Raw genomic sequence first — 21,050 nt, forward strand, 5'->3', positions numbered from 1 at the left:
GCAGTGTACTGTCTCGCCTCTCATTTTTTATTTTTGTAGCCGCATCGTCCTACTGTTAAAAAAAAATTGTTTATGGGCTCTTCCGTACGGTACTACCTGCTGAACCTCGCCATCTTTGTTTCAGGATATTTGTTTCTGCGCTATGGTTATGAACAGCTGCAGAGTGATTTTTTAAAAGAATTTATACTCATCGTATTAGGCACCTTGGCGACGGTTGCCATCACCGCCTTGCTTCTCAACAAGCAAACCGAACTGGAGTTGTCCAAAGAGCAGCAGGCAAAATATCTCGACTTGAAGTCGGAAGTCTATAAAGACATTATCCATACACTGGAAAGCTATTCCACCAAAGCCGATCTTTCCACGCAGGACCTCAAGCACCTGGAGTTTATCACGCACAAGCTGGCCATTGTGGCTTCGCTGCCGGTGCTTAAAGCCTACAATGACTTTTTGCGCAATGTAGCCTCTGTTTTCGCAGACCGGAATATTGATGCGCCGGAAGCAGACAAGCTATCCAGCGAATTGGCAAAACTCACCGTAGCCATGCGCCGGGATTTGCTGGGCAATGGTCAGCACGACAGCACCACCGCCGATATCCTCTTTTATATCGATGACAACAGCCGGCGCTCTATTCAAAATTTTTAAGGCTTTGGCTTTTCAAGCTCTTCTTTTTCGGGCACAGGGTCGTAGCCGTGTCCGCCCCAAGGATGGCAGCGCCCGATGCGCTTCAAACCAAGCCACATGCCACGCCATGCGCCGTGCTTTTGAATTGCCTCTATCATATACTGTGAGCAGGTGGGGGTGTAGCGGCATGCCGCCGGGAACCAAGGTGAAATAGCCACTTGATAGAAACGGACTACTCCTATTAACAGTGTGCGCATAATTATTAAGTTGCTTGTTTGAAGGGAACCATCAAACGTTGAATATACATTGCATATTCTTTCCAAAAAAATGGCAAACAAGACGCATATTTCAGAATTCGTGTGGTATAAACGACATAAGCGGGGAAGCGAAACCAACAACACCCGGCAGAAAGTATAAGCAACAACAAAACAAAAAAGAGCAGCCCAAAGAGCTGCCCCTTTTGTATTTACTTCTTCATCATTAAGCCTTATTCAAACTGTAACCCTTCAGGCTGATACACATATCTGAACGTGTAGTAAGCCGATTCGTTTTGGTAAGGGTCCGGGCTGGCAGGTGCGTCTTTGTAGTAGCTCAAAATCTCTACTTTGGCATATCCTTTACCTGCGGCATCCCGGAACAACAACACACGCCCGGGAATGGGACTAATCACATGGGTTTGGGGGTTGTAGTTGTACCAGCCATTGCCGCTTCCTTTAGGGATGGCATAGCCTTCGTCGCTGTCCTGCTTCCATTCTGTGGAAGCGGGCACTGTGCCCACCTCATCAAAGACGGCGGTCAATACAGCGGCAGCCGCTTGACCGTCTCTTGCCACTTCGTCCAAGGTGGTGCTGCCACCATTCACGATGATGGTAGTTCCCTTGAAAGCGATGTCCCATGCTTCACCGTCGGCAACGGCTTGCCCTTTGGCAAAAGAGAACTTCACAAAGGGCTTCTCCTCTACCACCTGCCCTGTTTGATAATCTATCACGTCGTTGGGGGCATGCAAATTGGTGATGGTTTTCGCCTCCGGCTTGCTCACGGGTGCCGGGTCATCGTCTTTTTTGCAGGCAGCTAGTACGGCGACAACTGCCACAATCCATGCAATTTTGGTGATGTTTTTAACCATAGTGCTTACGTTTATTTTTTTGTTGAAATTGAAAACCCTAAACTTGTACCTCCTGCTTTTCATCTTTTGATTTCCATGGCTTTATCCATAGCAAGTGTTTCCACTGCTTGTAATACACACCTATGAGCAGCAAGTTTGCCAAGAAATAAAGCCCGGACATCACCACTTCGCCCGGCTCGTCTGCCTCCAGGAACAGGTGAAACAAAAAGATGTGCAAGGTAACGGGCAAGAGCACAGCAGCCCCCAGCAAAGCAGTACCTTGCAAACAAAGCAGGATGCCTCCTATTAGCTCAGCCAGCCCCAAGAGCTGCCAGGCAAAGCCGCTTGACTTCATGCCGTAGATATAGAGCATCAAAGAAGTTTTCTCCGGATGCTTTTGGCTTACTTCTATGATGCGTTGCAAAGCCTCGTGCGCAGCAGGCTGAGCCTCAAACTTATGCAACCCGCCCCAAATCATCAGGGCACCGAGGGCAAACCGCACGCCCCACAGTAAGAGTGTGGGCAAATCGAAACGTTGTTTCAACATAGTGAACTACTTTTTATTGGTGGAAAAATTGAATTGAAAGCTAAGCCACAAGGTACGTGGGGGTAGAGCCGGAATCAAAGTTTCGTTGCGAAAATCTGTAAGATTGTCCACGCCGGCTTGCAGGGTGTAGTGTCGCAGGTGGCAGGCGGCGCTTACATTGCACAATAAGTAGCCATCTACATACTCCGATGCGTCATCTAAAATCAAATTTCCGTTGGCATCGCCCCATCCGTAGCGCCCGCGGTAAATCAAACGCATGGTAGCCTCCCACTTGGAATGGGTGTAGAACGCTTTGAAGTTGGCACTATGTCGCGAACGATTGAATAAACCACCATACTCTTCAAGTTTTACCCGCCGTGAAGCCAGCGTTTGGGCATCACGCTTATATATCTCGCCGGCACGAATACGATCCTTTACCGAAGGCTCAAAGGCATCGAGATATTGATAACCCGCACTCAGGCGCCAATAAGGGCTTGGTTTATACTCAACATTGAGTTCCACGCCTTGTGTAATTACCTCGTGCAAATTGCGGTAGCTGTACACAAACTGCCCATTGTTTTTTCTTGCCACAGGCTGCGTGTCTATCATGTCTTGCAGCATGTTCCGGAAGAGGTTCACATCCACTTTCATATTTTGCAGGGGTCTCCATTCGCCCCCTATATTCAATGCCCAAGAGCGCTCGGGCTTCAGGCTTGCGACCTCTGCGGGTGGTATCAGTATTTCAGCAATCAGGCCTTGTGTCAATAGTTGCTCCATTCCTTGGCGCACCTCTTCGGTGCCCAGCACCGTATAGCCCGCGGCATTATTCGTAAAGTTCAAATACAATTGCCGGAAGTCCGGTGCCTTGTAGCCCCGCCCTACAGACATGCGCAGGCTCCAGCGGTCTTGGTTGTAGCGAATCCCCCACTTGGGCGACAGCTGCGCACCGTAAATGCTGTGTTGGTCAAAGCGGGCGCCGGTATGCATATGCCAACGCTCTGCCCGGCTCCACTCGTGTTGTACATAGGCGTAGAGGTTATGCATGTGGCGGGTTCCCTCATAACGCGTGGCACTTACCAGCTCACGGTTGGTGCCCACACCACCCGAAAGAGTGTGCTCTTGCCCTAAGTCGTGTTCGGTAAACAATTCGGGACGCCAATATAACTGCCGGAAGAAGGAATGGTCTATCTCCTCCCCGCTGTCTTTCTGCCAGTAAGAGGCGGTTGTGTGGTAAGTAGTAAAATAATTTCTTAATTGCCAGAAGGCACGCCCGGTAGGCATCCACTCTATGGCTGCATATACATTTTTATCTGCCACATATCCTTTGCCATCGAACCGCTCTCCGGCGGACTCGTAAGCGTCTTTTACAAAATCTTCGTAAAGACGTGCCCGCGCGTGCACACGCCATGCCGGCGAAGGGTCATAAGCCACTCCCCCCCTGAGTGTGTAGTTCACAAAAGGCGAAGCAGTTTGCCCATAAGTATCCGGCGTATAGTCGTAACCTTGGCTTCCATAGTAGTTGGCAGACCATGAAGTGTGCAGCTTGCCGGATGTAGTGGTAGCTTTCAGCTGAAAATTGCTTGTATTTCGACTGCCGTAACGAGCCATGCCCGATAATCGCCAAGGCTGCTCTTCATCTTCTTCCGTGATAATGTTAATGACACCCGCCAGTGCCTCGGAACCATAAATCGCCGATGAAGGTCCACGCATGATTTCTATGCGTTTGATATCCGTGATATTCAAGCGCGAGAGGTCAAAGGTGCCGGCAGTACGCCCAATCAAAGGCTCGCCGTCTATCATAATCAGCGTATAGTCGGCATCCAAGCCTTGCATTTGCAGCCCCGTGCCGTGGTCATAAACAAGCTGCAAGCCGGTTTGCTCTTGCAGGGCATCTTGCAAGCGCAAATAGCCCGCACGGCGGATGTCTTCTGCATCTATAGTATGTATGGGTACCGATACGGTGTGCAGCTCCCGCTGCAAGCGACCGGCAGAAACCACCACTTCTTGCAGCTCATATTCTTGCATGAGGGAATCGAGCTGCTGCGCTTGCGTAACATGCGCGACTACTGCCACGCCCAATATCCATAGTAACCACCTTTCTTTCATCTTGCAATACAGTCAATTGAGTGATGTTTGTGTCGTGATTGATGTTGCAAACATAAATATTATTTTTATTCAGTCCAAATAAAATTTAAAAATTATTTGTATTAAGTCTAAATAAATATAAATTTGCCGATGTAAACCAACCAAAAAACGGAAAGCGTATGTTAAAATCATGGCTACAAACATCCTTGATAGCTGCCGGCATACTGTATGGCAGCCACGTGCACGCACAAGCAAAGAAAGACATCGAAGCTATCAAAAGCATGTGTGGTTGTTATGAAGTAAGTTTCAACTTTGCCGAGACCTTCTCGCCCGACAAAGACTACCGCTTCCACGACAACTATCAGAGTGGCGGGTTGGAATGGGTGCAGGTCATAGAAGAGAGCAAAGGCAAGATAGTACTTCAGCATCTGCTTATTGTCAACGACAGCATCATTGTCAAGCATTGGCGGCAAGACTGGCTCTACGAGCCTTCCTCACTCATCGCCTATGAGGGGGCACGGCGATTCCGCAAACAAAACATAAAACCACTCAAAGGACAATGGGTGCAGCTGGTGGCACAAGTAGATGACAGCCCCCGCTACGCAGGCATTGCCAGCTGGGTGCACGCCGACGGGCGCCACTATTGGGAAAGCAGCGCTTACTCGCCCCTTCCACGCCGCGAGTTCACCAAACGCAAGGATTACAACATCATGCTGCGGCGCAACCGCCACGAAATCACCCCCTACGGCTGGGTGCACGAACAAGACAATGACAAAATTTTGCGCACCGAAGCCGGTGACCGCCTCATTGCCCAAGAAAAAGGGTGGAACGAATACAAAAGAGTAGCAGATGAGCGCTGCCGCCTTGCGCAAGAGTGGTGGCAAAAGCACGAAGACTACTGGAAGATGGTGCGTCAGAGCTGGCATAAATACCTGGCTGGACAAACGGCTTTCGAAATCGCGACCACCTATCAAGAAGAGCCCTTATATAAACACTTTTTCGAGATAGAGAAAGCATACACTGCCGGTGAAATAGACTTTGACACTGCCCGTCAGCGTGTGAACAACCTCATTCTTGCAGTTGTAAAATCGCTCTAAAAACACTTGATGAACTCTGCCAACGTTCATTCATAATAGCAAAGACGGACAGGGGTTTCCTTTGTCCGTCTTTTTGTTTAAAAAGCAAAACTGTTTGCTTACTGTTTGGTAAAGGTTAGAGTTACCTCATTAGTGAAGGATTTATCCGGATCTGCGGCATTTTTTTTCCAAATCATTTTATTGCCGCTAAACGAAACGCTGTACTTCGACTCACCACCACTGTATATATCCGGCGACAAACTGATTTCCCCGCCGGTATTGTTCTGGTTGACAGTGTAGTTATAAGTCCCTTGTTTTGTGCCTATTTTGTAATTGCTGGCAGTAAATTCTGCCGCTTGCCCGTCAACGGCGGCATAATCGGCAGGCAGGCTTCCATTTTGAATGGCTACCTGAACTGTCCATTTACCTTGCACGCTGGGACCAGAATCTTTCTTCTTCTTCTTGCATGCCGTCACCGACAACAGCATGACAAGTATCCATAGAATATAAACTCCTCTTTTCATTTTTTTGTCCTTTTAAAATTTAAATATCTGGTATAAACCATCACTAAGACAGGTGAGCAGGCTTGAATTGCCCACTCACCCGGAAATGGGAATTAGTGTTTGATGATACGTCCTATATGACGTCCTTGCTCATTTTCAAGCTCTATGATATACAGCCCTTTATCATATTTACTCATGTCGATTCTTTGCTGGCTATTCAGGCTGTCAAATGCAACAAGCACACGTCCTTGCAAGTCCATGATACGCACTCGATAGGCGCGAGAAACATTTAAGATAAGGACGCCTTCTACCGGGTTCGGATACACCTCAACACCGGCTCTTAACAGGTCTTCATTAGCCAGCGGATTCAAACTCAAGGTTACAGTTACACTTTCATCTGCTCCATTGACGGTCACACTACCGGTAGCCTCCAAATAATCAGGACCTGCCGACACCGTGTAATTATAGGTGCCATCCGGCAAGTCAATGCTCGCTATGCCCGATGCATCTGTCGTCAAAGTCTGATTGTTGATGCTGATCGACGCATTCTCAATCGGATTGCTGCCATCAGTAACCGTAAAGGTGACTGTGTAGGTAGAAGGCACCACTGGAGCCGAAGAAACAAATGCACACATTGTCAGTTCTTCATCTCCGAATCCGGAACCTATCAAAGTAGCTGCACCGCTGCTTAGATCTATAGTATAGAGCCCTCCGCTGCTTGTAGCACTGCTATATAGCGTTCCGTACAATACATTCTGTGCACGGTCAAAACCAATGTCTTGTACATAATTAATATCTACGCCTAAAGCACCTACTTCAGTTGGTACAGCTGTCGTTTTGTCGATTTGGTATAGTTTATCATCTACGATACTGATACCATAAAGGTCTCCGGAAGCATTGGCTGCAATACCTACTATCCCCAAGCCGCTTCCTATGGTTCCAACCGGAGTTAGCTCAAAGGTAGTCATATCTACTGTTGCCAGAGCCACATCAAGTCCTGAGGCTACATAAGAAACAAACAACTGAGTACCATCATAAGTGAGTCCTGTAAAGATTGAAGAGCCGGTAAGTGCTGCCACTTCATATTCGTTTCCTGCCTCATCAACAATATAGAGCTTTCCGCCAGAGGAAATACCCAGAACCACGTTTTCTACTAAGTCGCCACCAAATAGATTGGCAGGAGCGGCAGAAAGTTGCAAATCAGACTGGCTGCCGGTTGTAGCATCAACTGTTACGTAGTGGTCTTGCAAGCCGGCTGATCCGGAGTATGCATTGTAAGCGTAAACTTTACCCTCTTGGTAGTTGGGTTCCACCACCGATAAGCTGTAGGAGTAGGTATCATTGGAGGCATCGGCATCGCCGGTAATACTTACTGTTATGTTGACCGTATAGTTGCCGGCGGCAGCAGGCGTCCAAGGAGTCGTTATGCTTACGCGGCTGCTCTCTCCAAAGTTGAGTGGAGTGGACAAATTGACGGTTTCGGTAGTGGAGAAGACAGAATTGCTTCCTGCATCCAATACATCCACTGTAATATCAAATGAAGACACCGGAGTAGCCCCATTGTTCTTCACCTCTGCCAAGAAGCTCACATCACTCCAGCTCAAAGCCCAAGCTTTGGGCAGGGCGGCTATAGCTGCCATATCTGTGGCTGCCGGCTCTTCTATACGCACGTCGTCGATGTAGAGATTATTGCCGTATTTCCCAATATTTTGGAAAACAAGCACCAAGCCACTCTGACCTGCAAAAGAAGACAAGTCAACCACCTCTTCACGCCACTCCGAAGCAGAGGTAGGCGTAAAGTTACCGGTACCGGGTGAAGTCTGTAAATCTGAACCATACTTGGCATACACTTCCTGCTCGCTGCCGGTGCATGGGTCACGCACGACTATCCGCAGCCCTTCATTTTGAATAGAACCATACCCCCTGTACGCCACATAGAAACGCAGAGAGGCAGCAGAAACACCCGAAAAGTCAAGCGGAATGGACTCCAGTTCCACCGTTTGCCCGCTAAGGTCTTCATCATAGTTTCTTACCCGCAAGCTTTGAGTGCCTTCGATGGCAGCATCCGTGGTGGTTTCCCAACCTGCCGTGGCGGTGGTGCTCACCGTCCATCCGTTGATGGTGCCCGTGCCGCTTACCGTTCCACCCTCAAAGCCATTGGCTTGCGGCAATGCCTGTGCTGCAGGCGGCACTACCACGGTCACCTCTTTGGTAATGGTAGAGTTGCCATTGCCGTTGTCAACTGTCAATTCTATGGTGTAGGTATACACACCGACGCCCAGACTTGTGGGGTCAAAGGTGATGGTATGGGGTCCTTGCCCCGTGGCTGTCGCAGAAGGGGTAATGGTACCACCCGTACTGTTCAAATCGAAGTTCCAGGACCAAGAAGTAATGGCAGGCTGCCCTGTAGCAACCACAGAGGCATCGGTAAAGGTTACGGTCAGCGGAGCGCAACCACTGCTTATATCTACCGTGAAGTCGGCTTGCAGGATGAGCTCCTTAATTTGCACATCGTCGATATAGATGTTGTTGCCGTATCCTCCGATATTTTGAAATACAATTTCTACCTGCAGGCCCGAGAGTGCAGACAAATCTACTGACTCAAGGCGCCATTGCGAAGCAGTAGGTACAAATGCGGAGGTTGTAGCCGGAGCAGTAGCCAAATCATTGCCTGACTTATTGTAAAGTTCTATTTCTTGCCCGGTACATACATCCCGTGCTACCACACGCAAACCATCGGAGAAAGAAAAAGAAGAGGAATAAGGTGCATAGGCTACATAAAACTCAAGCTTTGAAAGGGAAACAGAGGTAAAATCAAGAAGCGGGGTTGAGAGTTCCACCGTTTGCCCGCTAAGGTCTTCATCATAGTTTCTTACCCGCAAGCTTTGAGTGCCTTCGATGGCAGCTGCCGCGGTGGTTTCCCACCCTACCGAGCCGGTGGTGCTCACCGTCCATCCGTTGATGGTGCCCGTGCCGCTTACCGTTCCACCCTCAAAGCCATTGGCTTGCGGCAATGCCTGTGCTGCAGGCGGCACTACCACGGTCACCTCTTTGGTAATGGTAGAGTTGCCATTGCCGTTGTCAACTGTCAATTCTATGGTGTAGGTATACACACCGACGCCCAGACTTGTGGGGTCAAAGGTGATGGTATGAGGTCCTTGCCCCGTGGCTGTCGCAGAAGGGGTAATGGTACCACCCGTACTGTTCAAATCGAAATTCCAGGACCAAGAAGTAATGGGAGGTTCCCCGGAAGAAACCCCCGAAGCATCGGTAAAGGTTACGGTCAGCGGAGCGCAACCACTGCTTACATCCACGGTGAAATTGGCATAGATAGACAGTGGGTCAGCAGCATCGGAGGTAGTCAGCTCTAACCGGCGGGGTGAGTTTTGCAAGACGGTTTCCATTCTGTCCACTTGCCCTGCGGTGAACAGGTTCATACAGGCGTCATAGGAATAATCCATATAGTTTTGGAACATATCGGGCAAGTCGCCACTTCCGGTATTACACGAGTTAGGACCCGGGTAAGTACAGGGCAATTGTGTGTAGTTTTCTGCTCCTGCCAGAGGCGTATCTGATACAAAATCATCTTGGGAGCAGTCCCCATCGCCCCAAATATGGCGCAAGCCAAAGAAGTGCCCTACTTCATGAGTAGCCGTGCGTCCTTTATCTATGCCCGTTGCCAAATTGAAAGGTGAGGGAATGGGGTTGCCCGAAGCATCATAGTTGCTTCCAAATGCCTGTGTAAGAATCACTACGCCGTCGGTATTGGCCGGCTGGGTGCCGGTAGGCATACCGGGCAAGCCGCTTCCCTCAGGGAATTGCGCATAGCCTAAAATACCACCACTTATTTCGCAAACCCATATGTTCAGGTATTTAGTAGGATCCCACGAAGTAGCCGGCTTGATGGTATTATCTATAAAGCTTGTGGAAAAAGGGCCACTACCCCACCCCTCTGCTGTAGCATCTACACGATGCACACCGGGCTCCGCCACCAAGGGGTTGCCATCTGGGTCACGCGTAGCCAGCTTGAATTCTATATCAATAGAGGAGGCTACGCCCGCAAAATCCGCGGGGGTATTTGCCGCATCAGCGTTGAGGCGGTTAAAATCCTCATTGAGTACGCGAATTTGTGATTCTATCTGCGCAAAGGGAATGTTGGTACCACTTCCTACACTCTCTCCCTTGTGAATGACGTGTACCACTACGGGGATAGTATAGGTAGCTTTTTTGTAGGTACCGTTTTGTTTGGCACGCCGCAGAGCTTCTACCTTAGGCGCCAGCCAACGCTCGAACTCTTCATCGTTCATCATGCCGGAATAACGGCTACGCAGTTTTTCCATGTAAGGAACCGTATAGCAACGGTTTGCCATATCAACTTTCAAGGTTTGTGCCCTTGAACTACTCTTTTGCACAGCACGGCTGTTCAGTGTTTGCTGTGCACCGGCGAGCTGCCATACAAACATAAACAGCATGGCAAGCCACCAACGATGTCTGAGTCTTTGTCTTTTCATAGTTTTCTTTTTTTAGTAGTTAAAAGAACAAGTGTAACAAAATGAAGCTATTAAAAAAAACATAAACATGCAAGCGCTTTTTTATTTTTTTTTCACAGCTATGTATCCATTTTTTTGCAGAAATATGAGCTAAAAATAGTCAGAACCCATCCCTATAGCGCCTCTATCTTGCTATGTCAAGTGCAAGAAAGGTCTATTTCTGTCGTTTTAAAAGAATTAAATTAAAGCTTCTTACTTCACAAGTAAGGAAATAACTGATATGATATGATATGATACGCTTGCACTTCGTAAGAAACGGCAACCGGTATCAATATAAATTTGACCCGGCACCTCCCCCTTGAGCAGCACTCCTCTCATTTCTTTTTCACCCAAAGACCCGTTTGATTGCCGCTTCGAGGGCATCCAGTGCTTCCGATGGTTTCCAGTTTTGCTCCCTACAATAGCGTTGAAAGACCTGCATGGTCTGCTCCAAACCGTGTACTTTTTCCATCTCTTGAATAAACTGATGATAGGCATGATGACTGCCGGCAAACAGCTGCTCAACAAACATAAAACGCTCGTGCAAGCTGATAGCATCGCGCAGGCTGCGGCTTTCTGTTTGGGGCAACTTCAGACTGATATTACGCGGTACTGCCTGTTTGAAACGCTCGTTCAAGCCCCCATAATATTCCTCCTCATCATCATCCGCTATGTCTTCTACCTGTTCCACAGGCTGGTTTGTCCCCGGAAGTAATACTTCTTTGGTGCCATTCTTTTCTTCTTCCGGCTGTACCTTCGTGGCAGCTTCAAGCGGGCGCCCATTGGTTTCTGTGGAAACGGGGGGCGACACCCCCTCCTCCGCCGGCAAATCCATTGCTTTTTCTTTCCCTTCCCGGCTATGCTGCTCAGCCGCATAGCCAATCAGAGCCAAGAAAGCTTCTATGGCTTCATTGTCCAAACTCAACTGGCTGCCCAGCTGCTCGTAAACGACTTTAAACAAACCTAAAAGCGCAATAGGCGGCAGTGCCTGCATGCGTTGTTGCTCCATGCGTTCAATGAGCGTGCGCAGCAAAAAATCATAGTGTTTAATATACTTCAGCTGCTTTTTCAGCTCTTCTATGCCCAATATGGGCATGGGGTTGTGTTCAAAGAAATGTACAAAAAAATGATAGGGCGAAAACAGAAGCATGGCATATAGTTTCAAGGTGCGCCCCAGCAGCTGCCGCATGGCTTCGGCGTCTATCTTTATGTGGTAAGACAAAACGTTGGCATATTCTTGCAACGCAGCTTTTACTTTCGGATGCTCGTAATCAAAATAGGGACTCTTGCTCTGCTCTATGGCTTGGCGCCATTCGTCGAACAACTGCTTAATGAGCAGCTTGTTGAGCCCTTCTATGGGCGTAAGATGCAGCAGGTCCTCCCCCCGCACATACTCTTTTTGACTATAAACGTTTTGTATGAAAGACGTTGCCCATGCTTCCCAATAGGGCTGTAGTTGTTTTACACGCTCCTCACTCATAACTTTGTTCAGGTTCTAAAATAAAGTTCTTTTTAAAGATAGCAATTTCATGCCAAAGTTGGTGATTGAAAACTTACATGATTTAAGCATAGAAACGCAAAAAGAGCGCACGCTGTTGCAAAACATACAAGCAGCCTTCATCGACTGGATGCACCCTTGCGGCGGCAAAGGACGCTGTACGGGCTGCAAGATGCAGGTAGTGGAAGGTGGCGAACACCTCACCCCCCCGAGCCCACAAGAGCTGCGTTTTATGGAACAGGGGCGCCTGCGTCCACAAGAAAGGCTTGCCTGCCAAAGCAGGCTGCTTGACGGCTGCTTGAAGGTACGCGTTCCTAAAGAGTGCCGGCTTCCTCATGTACACTACTCCCTGCCGAAATAGCAGTTTTATTTGGAATTTTAGATTTTTTTTTAAATTGCTTACAAACAACCAACCACCAAACAAGCTGTTACGTAAAAAAACAGCATAAATATTTTGAATCAGGAATTATGAAGGGCGCATCCATGACAGCTACGAACCATCAGTCTCTACTTTATTTTGAGGGACAAATCAATGAAGAAACCATCGATCAAATACTGGAAGCGGTTGAAAACAAGCTTTTAGAAATTGAACCCAATAAGAAAATACGGAAACGCACCTTTTCTATTTTTGTCGAGTGTTTGCAAAATGTTTATTTGCATGCCTACCGCAACAGTCTGCATCATCTTGAGGGGGGCAAAGTAGTCCATCATAAAATCAGCCTGTCACGCACCGATGACGGTTATTTGATTGAGACGGCCAACCCCGTCAGCCGTATGAAAATAGCGCGCATCAAAGACCAGATAGAAAGAATCAACAGCTTGTCGAAAAATGACCTGGATGCACTATATTTGCAGGCGTGGCAGCGTGCCCGCTTCATGCCCGACAAAGGGGCAGGCTTAGGCTTTATAGACATTGTGCGTCGTTCGGGCTCTAAGCTGGAATGCAACTTTGAACCTTTAAACGGGAAAAGTGTTTTTTTTACATTAAAAGTGAAAGTTTTGGAGCAAGTTGCCTAATTTTGCTGTTCTTGTTTCAAAACCCTATTTATGGAAACAACCTATGGAAAACCTGAATATTGAACCTACCAACCGCACTCCTAAAGTTTATTTCGATGCGCGCACCGGCGTTTTGGAAATAGCCGGACGTTCCATCCCTGAAAACTCTGCCGACTTTTACCAGCCTATTTTGGATTGGCTGGATGAAGCTGCCCAATCTGAAATACTGACATTCAACATGGTACTCAAGCTTGAGTACTTCAACACCAGTTCTTCCAAGTTCATCCTCGATATTTTAAAGAAACTGGAAAAAATCCACAAAGATACCGGCAAAGCAGTTTTCGTAAAATGGTATTACGATGAAAAAGATGAAGACATGGAAGAGGCAGGGCACGACTTTCGCGACATTATCAACCTTGACTTTGAACTAATACCCACACAGCTCTCTACACGCTAATTCTGTTCTTTTTTTGTCGTTCGTTCCGGATCACCGAACGAATCATATAAACCAGCCCTACATCACCAAAAGTCATGAGGCGGATAAAAATGCTTTCTTCGAGCGGCAACCGTCTCATGATTTCTTTTTCGTCCAACCCCTGATGATACCAAGCGGCCACTTTTCCGTAGAAATCTTCCAGGTATTGCAGCTTGTGCAAAACAGCTTCTTTTCCGTCTGTGAGGCGGGGGTTGTGCGCACAGAACAAAGTATCGAAGTCCAGGCGGGCGACTTTCCGTAAAGATTCTATCTGCAGGGCAATGTCTTCGCTATGTCTAAAAAATTTGATTTGTTCCGCCACAAACAGGTCACCTGAGAACAGCCATCCCCGCTCCGGCACATAGTAAGCCGTATGGTCCTCGCTGTGGCCGGGCGTATAAACCGGCACAAAAGTCAAGCGGCGCGATTGTATCTTATCAGGCAAGGGCAATATTTCTTTTTTAAAGGGCGTGGTATTGCCCAGCATCAAATATTCGTAAGGCAAAATGGAAAAGCCTTTGCGCACAATACGGGCAGTGAGCGGATGGGCATATATCGCCTGCGGACGATGCTGCTTATAAATGGCTACCAAATTGCCCGTGTGGTCTTCGTGCCAATGGGTCAGCAATACTTGTTCTATATGGTAAGGGCGCAAAGTGCGCAATACCAGACGCTCTGCGTTGCTTTGCGCTGTGTCTATGAGCACGCCATCGACATAAAACAGATGGACCGTCAGAAAAGGCGGTCCAATGAGGCTGAATCCGAACTCATAGATAGCTACTTCTTCGTGTGCTTTCTTCTTTACAAACTGCTTCCCAACCAACGATAGAACACTCATATTTTCCCTCTTTACTCTTTATGTTATGAAATAGGCACATGGCTTAAGATAGCGCGGATGACATCATAAGCGGAAACACGGTCGGCCTCCGCTTCATAGTTCAAAATCAAACGGTGATTCAGCACGTCGGGTGCCACCGCCTTAATGTCATCGGGCAGCACAAAATTACGCTTTTGCAAAAAAGCATAGGCACGTGCCGCCATATTGAGTGCAATGGTAGCGCGTGGCGATGCGCCGTATTCTATATAGCGCCCCTCTTCTATCTTGTAATCTTTGGGATAGCGCGTGGCAAAAACGAGCTCAATAATATAACGCTCCAGGCTTTCGGAGAGTGTCACTTCATTCAATAACTCGCGGATGGTAAAAATATCGTCGGGAGTTAAAATACTTTGCGGCTCAGGCAAGCGGCGGAAAGAGGCCATGCGGCGCATCACTTCCAACTCTTCTTCCTTCGACAAGTAGCCTACCTGCACACGCATCATGAAGCGGTCAAGCTGCGCTTCGGGCAAGGGATAAGTTCCTTCGTGCTCTATGGGGTTTTGTGTGGCCAACACAAAGAAAGGGCGCTCCAAAGGGAAAGACTCTTCGCCAATGGTCACTTGCTTCTCTTGCATGGCTTCGAGCAGAGCCGACTGCACCTTTGCCGGTGCACGGTTGATTTCATCAGCCAGAATCACATTGGCAAAAATGGGACCTTTGCGCACAAAAAATTGTGCTTCTTTTTGGTTGTACACCATCGTGCCGATGATATCGGCCGGCAGCAGGTCGGGCGTAAACTGAATACGCTGAAAACGCAAGCGCAAGGTGGCTGCCAGCACACTGACCGTTTTGGTTTTGGCAAGCCCGGGACTTCCCTCCAGCAAAATGTGCCCACCGGTAAAAATACCAATCAACAAGCGGTTAATCAGCAAACGCTGCCCTACGATTACCTTTCCTACTTCTTCGTACAGCTGATCTATCTTTTCGTAATACTCCTCCGGGTTCATATGGATGTTTCTTAGGCGTTCGTACTGTCTTTAAGAAATGCTCCAGCGCGCCGTGGCATGCATTTGCAAAGAAGCAAAGTCACCTTCCAAATATTGGAAATGAGCAGCCATGGCAATCATGGCGGCATTGTCGGTACAATACTGCATGGCCGGAATAAACACGCGCCATCCTGCCTGCTCTGCTTTTTGTTGCAAAACAGCCCGCAAAGCGCTGTTGGCAGACACACCGCCGGCAATAGCCACCTCCGTAATACCGGTTTGCACGACTGCCTGCTCCAACTTCTGAAGCAACACTTGCACGAAAGTATGCTGCACACTGGCGCAGATGTCAGGCAGGTGCTTTTCTACAAAATGCTTGTCTGCACGCGTGTGCTTTTGAAGAAAGTTGAGAATAGAAGTCTTCAGTCCGCTAAAAGAGAAATGCAGCCCTTCCACCTGTGGCATTGGAAAGGTGAAAGCATACGGATTGCCTTCTTTGGCATAACGGTCAATCAAAGGACCACCCGGATAGGGCAAGCCCAGCAGCTTGGCTGTTTTGTCGAAGGCCTCACCCACCGCATCATCGAGCGTTTCGCCCAAAACGGTCATCTGCAAAGGGGCATCTACACGCACCAGCTGTGTGTGCCCACCGCTTACCGTCAAACACAAAAAAGGGAAAGAAGGGACCGGTGGTTCAATAAAATGTGCCAAAATATGGGCTTTCATGTGGTGCACGTCTATCAGCGGTATGTTCAGCGCCAAAGCCATGGCTTTGGCAAAAGAAACACCCACCAACAAAGAGCCCAGCAAGCCCGGTCCACGCGTACAGGCAATGGCTGTCAGCTCTTCGGGACGCACGCCGGCTACTCTCAGCGCTTTGTCCACCACCGGTATAATATGCTGCTGATGGGCACGCGAAGCCAGCTCGGGCACCACGCCCCCATATTCTTTATGAACCTCTTGATTGGCAACTATATTTGAACGAATTTTGCTATCTTGAATCACGGCTGCCGATGTATCGTCGCAAGAAGACTCAATGGCTAAAATCGTAACCTGCATACGCCTTGGCATTAGAAAGGAAAGAAGAGGATAAAAAAGAAGATATTTTAGGCAACGAAAGTACGCCTTTTTTGAAGATTTTCAAAAGGCTGCTGCACAGGTGGGTAACCCGCCCTGTTTTTTTCGTTTTGCTTTTGTTTTTGACTCTTGCCGCCTTGTTGGCGCTGCCTGCGGTGCAAAGCTTCCTGGCCCGGCAGGCTGTGGCCTATGTTTTCAAAAACAGCCATTACAATGCCGACATCGAACGCTTGCTCGTCAACCTGCCCAACCGGAGCATACACTTACGCAATGTTCACATATACGATGAGCATTTTGTGGATTTGGTGGATATAGAGGAAATACGCGTCACCTTTAGCTTGACTCAACTGCTCATAGGCAGAGTACGCATCAAAGAAGCCCGTTTGGAAAACGGACTCTTCAACATGCACTATGATATACAGCATCAAGGCTTCAATATCAATTTGTTTATCGAAGAACTGAATGAACGTTTCGGAAGCCAAAGCAGCAGCAGTCAACCGGCGCCTTTTATCATCGAAAAAGCCTATCTGAACAACATGCAGTTTCGTTATCATGACGGAAGGCAAGACAGCCTGCCCGGGGGCTTCTTCGACTACGCACACTTCAGCCTGAATAATATTTATGGTACGGTATTGGACTTCAAGGCCTTTGGCGACACCATAGCGCTCAGCACGCGGCAGCTTCAATTCCATGAACCCCAAAGTTCTCTCTACGTCAAAAGTCTTGACACAGACTTTCATATGGATGCACAACACATGTATTTCGACAGGCTGCATCTTTATTTAAACAACTCCTACCTGGGCGACAAGGTGCGCTTCTCTTATGAAAGCATGTCTGCCATGGGGGCTTTTGTGGACTCGGTTCTGCTTGACATCCATTTCGAAGGAAGCCGCATTCACCCCGCAGATCTGGCGCCGTTTCATGAGGTGTTTGCCCAATGGCAAGATGAATGGCAAATCAATGGGCAGGTCAATGGTACCATACGGGAGTTTGTGTGGGAAGATGCCTACCTGCGTTTTGGTAACGACAGCTACCTGCAGGGCATCATCAGCACGCAGGGGCTTCCTGATATTGAAGCCGCGGTCATAGAAGCCGATATTCCCTCTCTGTCTCTTAAAATGGAAGACCTCAAACAATACCTGCCTGCTTCTCTGCATCCTTGGCTGCAAAAGATAGATTTCATAGACGGTGAGCTGCGCCTTGACGGCTATGCCAAAGATTTCAACTACACCACACAACTTTATACCGCCTTGGGTGAAATAAGCAGTGAAGGCGAAGTCTTTTACAAAGAAGAGGCGCCCGCCCTGCCCCATTACAATATAAGGCTTGACTTAACGGACTTTCGTTTAGGCTACCTCATAGATCAAAGCATGCTGGGCACACTCACGGCACACATGGAACTGGACGGTTACGGGACCGACCTGCACCGGCATGATTTTAATCTGTCTGCCACCATAGATGAATTTGTTGTAAACGGCTATGCCTACCGGCAATTACAGTTATCGGGCAATTCAAGCAATGCACTTTTAAATGGAACACTTCATTCGGAAGACCCCAACGCCCGCCTGCATCTATTGTTGAAAGGGGCTTTTCTGAAAGATAGTTTACGCTTTGCCAAATTGCAAGGTGGCATAGACTATCTCGACCTGCAAGCAACCCATTGGTTAGACACAACGGCGCGGATTTCAACTCAAATACAAGGCGAGTACAGTGAGTTTAAAAGTGTAGATGCCCGCCTGCATTTTCAAAATGTGCAGTTTCTTTATGGCAACCACACACTTACCACCCACCAACTCACGCTCACTTATTACCGGCGTGCATCGCAAGCAGAAGAAAAACTACAGCTTTTATCTGATTATGTAACTGTAAGTCTTGAAGGGCACTACGACAACGGGCAACTCATTCGTTATTTGCAAGAAGTGCCCTATGAGCTATGGCTCGCCGTAAGCAAGCAGCAACAAGTGCAAAAAGACTACTATGCCCAAAAAGCATCTGCAAGTGGTGCGCATAACGACAGCCTTCACATTCAAATGGAAGTGATATGCACCAATCTGAACCCCGTTTTGCAGCTCTTTGCCCCCAATGCCTACCTTAGCCACAACAGCCGTTTGAGTGGCGAGTTTATCCAATCGGCCGACTCTTCTATATTGAGAATAGCAACTCAAACCCCCATAGACACCCTGCAATGGGGCGCCGAACGGTTTTACGAATCTGCCTTAGATGTAGAAATGTATAAGCCCCGTTATGGCGCCGATGTGTTGGCACAGCTCGACCTGCTCTCGGCCCGGCAGGAAATAGGCGGCATCCGCACGCGCCAATTGCTATTGAATGCTTCCTGGTACAACGACGCCATTGAATTCCGGCAATATATACGAGTGGACAACGATACACTTCTGTCAGAGCTAAAACTCCAAGGCGCCTTGGAGTTGGGCGAAAGCCAACAAACGCTCTACTTCTATGACTCCCATCTTACGCTGGGAGGCGCACAGTGGGATATTGAGTCCTTCCGGAATATTCAATTCAGCACAGACAGCAGCCGCCAAGTAACTTTTGACCGCTTTACGCTTTCGCACCAAGGGCAATCCATCGTGCTCCACGGTAACATTGCCGAAGCCTCTTTCCCGCATCAGTTGCAGGTAGATTTCAACATGGTGAACCTGCGTCCTTTCAGTGCTTTGGCGAGCATTCCCGTGGATGGCACGCTCTTGGGTTCTTTCACGCTGCGCAACTTATACACCTCCACGCCCATTATTGAAGGCGAAGCCGAAGTGGAAGACCTCACTTTTCAAAATATTTATGTGGGCTACCTCAGCAGTGTTGTGGGATGGGATGCCCAAACCGGCAGTATTATTTTCAATGCCGACCTCTATAATCGTGTAGATTATGTTTTCTTTATGAGCGGTCACTACCGGCACAGTTCCGGGCAAATACAGGTGATAGCGGAGATGAAGGAAACAGAGCTAAAAGTGCTCAATCCTTTTTTGAAGGACTATCTGTCGGAAATTGGCGGTACGGTTTCGGGCAAATTGGCGCTGCGCGGCAGCCTCGACAAGCCTTTACTTGCGGGCATCCTTGATTTCAAACAAGCAACATTCAAAGTCAACTACTTGGGCACTACTTACAGCTTCAGCGACAAGTTGTATATTACCCCGGATGCCATCCGCATGCGACGCTTGCGCATCATGGACAACCGCCAAGGCAATGCCGTCTTCACCGGTGATATTTACCACCACTACTTTCAAGACTTCTATTTGGATATACGGGGAGAATTTAAAAAGTTCTTGGTGCTGAACACCCCACCCCGCGAAGGCGAGCTCTACTATGGCGATGCCCTTGTCAGTGGCGATGCACAAATTAGCGGCACGCCTGACAACCTGTATTTGCAAGCCAACGCCCGTACCGAATACGGTACCAAGCTATATATCCCGCTTTACGGCAGCGAAAAAGTCTCTCAAAAAGACTACATTGTTTTCAAAGACTTTGAGAACGACAAAAACAACCAAAGCGAAACCAAAGAAGTAAAGCTGCAAAACCTGCGCATGGACTTTAATCTGGATGTAACGCCCGATGCTTACTTCGAAATCATCTTTGACCCGCGGGCGGGCGACATCATGCGCGGCAACGGGCAGGGCAGAATACAAATGAGTATTGACTCCCGCGGTGAGTTCACCATGTGGGGCGACTTCTACATCAAAGAAGGCAGCTATAACTTCACCATGCTTAATCTGGTAAACAAACAGTTTAAAGTGCGGGAAGGCAGTGCCATCTACTTCATTGGCGATGTGTACAGTGCCGAGCTGGATATTAAAGCCTATTACGAAACCATCACTTCCCTGCTTCCGCTGCTCAACAGCAGCAATACAGAGCTGAACTCGCCGGAATACACAAGACGTTACCCCGTGCAGGTGCTGTTGCACCTTACCGGTCCGATGCTTGCCCCCGATATACGCTTCGACATCGATTTTAGCGAAGTAGAGCGCAGCATCACCAATCCCGCCCTTCGCTCGGCGCTTTACAGTTTCAAAGGGCGCATAGAAGGCGACGAGCAAGAGCGTAACCGCCAAGTGTTCAGTTTGATTTTGTTTAAAAAGTTTTCCGGCGAGAACTCCTTTAGTGGCATCAGTGGAGCCGGGGGCAATACCGTGAGTGAGCTGCTTTCCAACCAACTGAGCCATTGGATGTCGCAAGTGGACGAAAACCTGCAAATAGATGTGGACCTGTCAGGCTGGGACAAGCAAAGCAATAATGTCTTTCATGTGCGCTTGAGTTATACCTTCCTGGACGGGCGCTTGCGTATCACCCGCGATGGCTTGATAGACACCCAAAATCAAAGTGCTACTGCCAACATTGTAGGCGAATGGACGGTGGAATACATGCTCACCCCCGACGGACGCTATCGTTTGAAAATGTACAACAAGAACTTGAGCAACGGCGTGGTTACTTCCATCAGCAACAGTACCAACACAGCTGCCGGTTTCAGTATTCTTTACACACGCGACTTCAACTCTATATGGGAGTTGTTCTCACGCAAGAAAAAAGACAAATCAAATCAAAAAATATTGCCCCGCCCCGATGGGTTGCTGAAAGAAGAAGAACCTTCTGAAAAGCAAGAAACCACCGGTGAAGAGGTGCAGTAGAGGTTGCCGTGCCCCGGTGTGTCCCCTTCACTTCAAATCCACTTAAAAAATATCAAGCAACCAATTCCTAAAGCAAACAGGCGGCGAAGCACACAACTACCTCGCCGCCTGTGGCATGC

Annotated in this window: 16 protein-coding genes; 6 read left to right on the forward strand and 10 right to left on the reverse strand. The window is 48.4% G+C overall.

The annotated features are described in order from the left end of the window. Positions 1–72: 72 nt before the first annotated feature. The gene (locus QVE43_RS02665; protein ID WP_288004161.1) at positions 73–642 is read left to right on the forward strand and encodes a hypothetical protein; all 570 of its coding nucleotides are present in this window, start codon (positions 73–75) and stop codon (positions 640–642) included. Here QVE43_RS02665 and yidD read toward each other — a convergent pair. The 4 genes from yidD to QVE43_RS02685 form a co-directional block, all read right to left on the reverse strand. Then, entirely contained in the window at positions 639–878 is a 240-nt protein-coding gene (gene yidD, locus QVE43_RS02670; RefSeq protein ID WP_038029235.1) for a membrane protein insertion efficiency factor YidD, read from the reverse strand. The two genes, QVE43_RS02665 and yidD, sit on opposite strands and share 4 nt — an antisense overlap. A 230-nt stretch (positions 879–1,108) precedes the next feature. Next, positions 1,109–1,747, reverse strand: a complete 639-nt coding sequence (locus QVE43_RS02675; protein ID WP_288004162.1) for an HmuY family protein — start codon at positions 1,745–1,747, stop codon at positions 1,109–1,111. Positions 1,748–1,784: 37 nt separating this feature from the next. Continuing rightward, a complete protein-coding gene (locus tag QVE43_RS02680) occupies positions 1,785–2,273 on the reverse strand; it encodes a DoxX family membrane protein (RefSeq protein ID WP_288004163.1) in 489 nt (162 codons plus the stop codon). Positions 2,274–2,279: 6 nt separating this feature from the next. Beyond that, on the reverse strand, positions 2,280–4,358 hold the full coding sequence (locus QVE43_RS02685; protein WP_288004164.1) for a TonB-dependent siderophore receptor: 2,079 nt from the start codon (positions 4,356–4,358) through the stop codon (positions 2,280–2,282). Between the two features lie 158 nt (positions 4,359–4,516). Between QVE43_RS02685 and QVE43_RS02690 the strand changes: the two genes are divergently transcribed. Then, positions 4,517–5,434, forward strand: coding sequence for a DUF6607 family protein (locus QVE43_RS02690; protein ID WP_288004165.1), 918 nt, complete (start codon positions 4,517–4,519; stop codon positions 5,432–5,434). A gap of 98 nt (positions 5,435–5,532) precedes the next feature. On the opposite strand, the gene QVE43_RS02695 is transcribed toward QVE43_RS02690, so the two are convergent. From QVE43_RS02695 to QVE43_RS02705, 3 genes are all read right to left on the reverse strand, one after another. Beyond that, on the reverse strand, positions 5,533–5,937 hold the full coding sequence (locus QVE43_RS02695; RefSeq protein ID WP_288004166.1) for a hypothetical protein: 405 nt from the start codon (positions 5,935–5,937) through the stop codon (positions 5,533–5,535). A gap of 92 nt (positions 5,938–6,029) precedes the next feature. Beyond that, complete coding sequence (locus QVE43_RS02700) at positions 6,030–10,427, reverse strand: M43 family zinc metalloprotease (protein ID WP_288004167.1); 4,398 nt, start codon at positions 10,425–10,427, stop codon at positions 6,030–6,032. Positions 10,428–10,791: 364 nt separating this feature from the next. After that, positions 10,792–11,925: a hypothetical protein gene (locus QVE43_RS02705; RefSeq protein WP_288004168.1), complete on the reverse strand. Its 1,134-nt coding sequence runs from the start codon at positions 11,923–11,925 to the stop codon at positions 10,792–10,794. A 49-nt stretch (positions 11,926–11,974) separates the two neighbouring features. Between QVE43_RS02705 and QVE43_RS02710 the strand changes: the two genes are divergently transcribed. The 3 genes from QVE43_RS02710 (at position 11,975) to QVE43_RS02720 (ending at position 13,396) form a co-directional block, all read left to right on the forward strand. Continuing rightward, on the forward strand, positions 11,975–12,304 hold the full coding sequence (locus tag QVE43_RS02710; RefSeq protein ID WP_038029231.1) for a 2Fe-2S iron-sulfur cluster-binding protein: 330 nt from the start codon (positions 11,975–11,977) through the stop codon (positions 12,302–12,304). Positions 12,305–12,426: 122 nt separating this feature from the next. After that, the gene (locus tag QVE43_RS02715) at positions 12,427–12,960 is read left to right on the forward strand and encodes a SiaB family protein kinase (protein ID WP_157630031.1); all 534 of its coding nucleotides are present in this window, start codon (positions 12,427–12,429) and stop codon (positions 12,958–12,960) included. Positions 12,961–13,003: 43 nt separating this feature from the next. Further along, positions 13,004–13,396, forward strand: a complete 393-nt coding sequence (locus tag QVE43_RS02720) for a DUF1987 domain-containing protein (RefSeq protein WP_038029228.1) — start codon at positions 13,004–13,006, stop codon at positions 13,394–13,396. Here the strand turns inward: QVE43_RS02720 and QVE43_RS02725 are convergent. From QVE43_RS02725 to tsaD, 3 genes are read right to left on the reverse strand one after another with little or no spacing between them, the layout of a single operon-like run. After that, entirely contained in the window at positions 13,386–14,252 is an 867-nt protein-coding gene (locus QVE43_RS02725; protein WP_288004169.1) for an MBL fold metallo-hydrolase, read from the reverse strand. The two genes, QVE43_RS02720 and QVE43_RS02725, sit on opposite strands and share 11 nt — an antisense overlap. Positions 14,253–14,275: 23 nt before the next feature. After that, positions 14,276–15,238, reverse strand: a complete 963-nt coding sequence (locus QVE43_RS02730; protein ID WP_288004170.1) for a MoxR family ATPase — start codon at positions 15,236–15,238, stop codon at positions 14,276–14,278. A 30-nt stretch (positions 15,239–15,268) separates the two neighbouring features. Then, the gene (tsaD, locus tag QVE43_RS02735; RefSeq protein ID WP_288004171.1) at positions 15,269–16,276 is read right to left on the reverse strand and encodes a tRNA (adenosine(37)-N6)-threonylcarbamoyltransferase complex transferase subunit TsaD; all 1,008 of its coding nucleotides are present in this window, start codon (positions 16,274–16,276) and stop codon (positions 15,269–15,271) included. A gap of 5 nt (positions 16,277–16,281) precedes the next feature. Here tsaD and QVE43_RS02740 point away from each other — a divergent pair, with 5 nt between their 5' ends. Further along, positions 16,282–20,931, forward strand: coding sequence for a translocation/assembly module TamB domain-containing protein (locus QVE43_RS02740; RefSeq protein ID WP_288004172.1), 4,650 nt, complete (start codon positions 16,282–16,284; stop codon positions 20,929–20,931). Positions 20,932–21,050: the final 119 nt, after the last annotated feature.

It is taken from the genome of Thermonema sp., assembly GCF_026003375.1.
Lineage (GTDB): Bacteria > Bacteroidota > Bacteroidia > Cytophagales > Thermonemataceae > Thermonema > Thermonema rossianum.

Bases quoted from the DNA above. Each gene is read 5' to 3' on its own strand.
- QVE43_RS02680 (WP_288004163.1), bottom strand. From the start codon at position 2,273: ATGTTGAAACAACGTTTCGATTTGCCCACACTCTTACTGTGGGGCGTG.
- QVE43_RS02720 (WP_038029228.1), top strand. From the start codon at position 13,004: ATGGAAAACCTGAATATTGAACCTACCAACCGCACTCCTAAAGTTTAT.
- QVE43_RS02675 (WP_288004162.1), bottom strand. From the start codon at position 1,747: ATGGTTAAAAACATCACCAAAATTGCATGGATTGTGGCAGTTGTCGCC.
- tsaD (WP_288004171.1), bottom strand. From the start codon at position 16,276: ATGCAGGTTACGATTTTAGCCATTGAGTCTTCTTGCGACGATACATCG.
- QVE43_RS02705 (WP_288004168.1), bottom strand. From the start codon at position 11,925: ATGAGTGAGGAGCGTGTAAAACAACTACAGCCCTATTGGGAAGCATGG.
- QVE43_RS02725 (WP_288004169.1), bottom strand. From the start codon at position 14,252: ATGAGTGTTCTATCGTTGGTTGGGAAGCAGTTTGTAAAGAAGAAAGCA.
- QVE43_RS02665 (WP_288004161.1), top strand. From the start codon at position 73: ATGGGCTCTTCCGTACGGTACTACCTGCTGAACCTCGCCATCTTTGTT.
- QVE43_RS02730 (WP_288004170.1), bottom strand. From the start codon at position 15,238: ATGAACCCGGAGGAGTATTACGAAAAGATAGATCAGCTGTACGAAGAA.
- QVE43_RS02700 (WP_288004167.1), bottom strand. From the start codon at position 10,427: ATGAAAAGACAAAGACTCAGACATCGTTGGTGGCTTGCCATGCTGTTT.
- QVE43_RS02695 (WP_288004166.1), bottom strand. From the start codon at position 5,937: ATGAAAAGAGGAGTTTATATTCTATGGATACTTGTCATGCTGTTGTCG.
- QVE43_RS02690 (WP_288004165.1), top strand. From the start codon at position 4,517: ATGTTAAAATCATGGCTACAAACATCCTTGATAGCTGCCGGCATACTG.
- QVE43_RS02685 (WP_288004164.1), bottom strand. From the start codon at position 4,358: ATGAAAGAAAGGTGGTTACTATGGATATTGGGCGTGGCAGTAGTCGCG.
- QVE43_RS02715 (WP_157630031.1), top strand. From the start codon at position 12,427: ATGACAGCTACGAACCATCAGTCTCTACTTTATTTTGAGGGACAAATC.
- QVE43_RS02710 (WP_038029231.1), top strand. From the start codon at position 11,975: ATGCCAAAGTTGGTGATTGAAAACTTACATGATTTAAGCATAGAAACG.
- yidD (WP_038029235.1), bottom strand. From the start codon at position 878: ATGCGCACACTGTTAATAGGAGTAGTCCGTTTCTATCAAGTGGCTATT.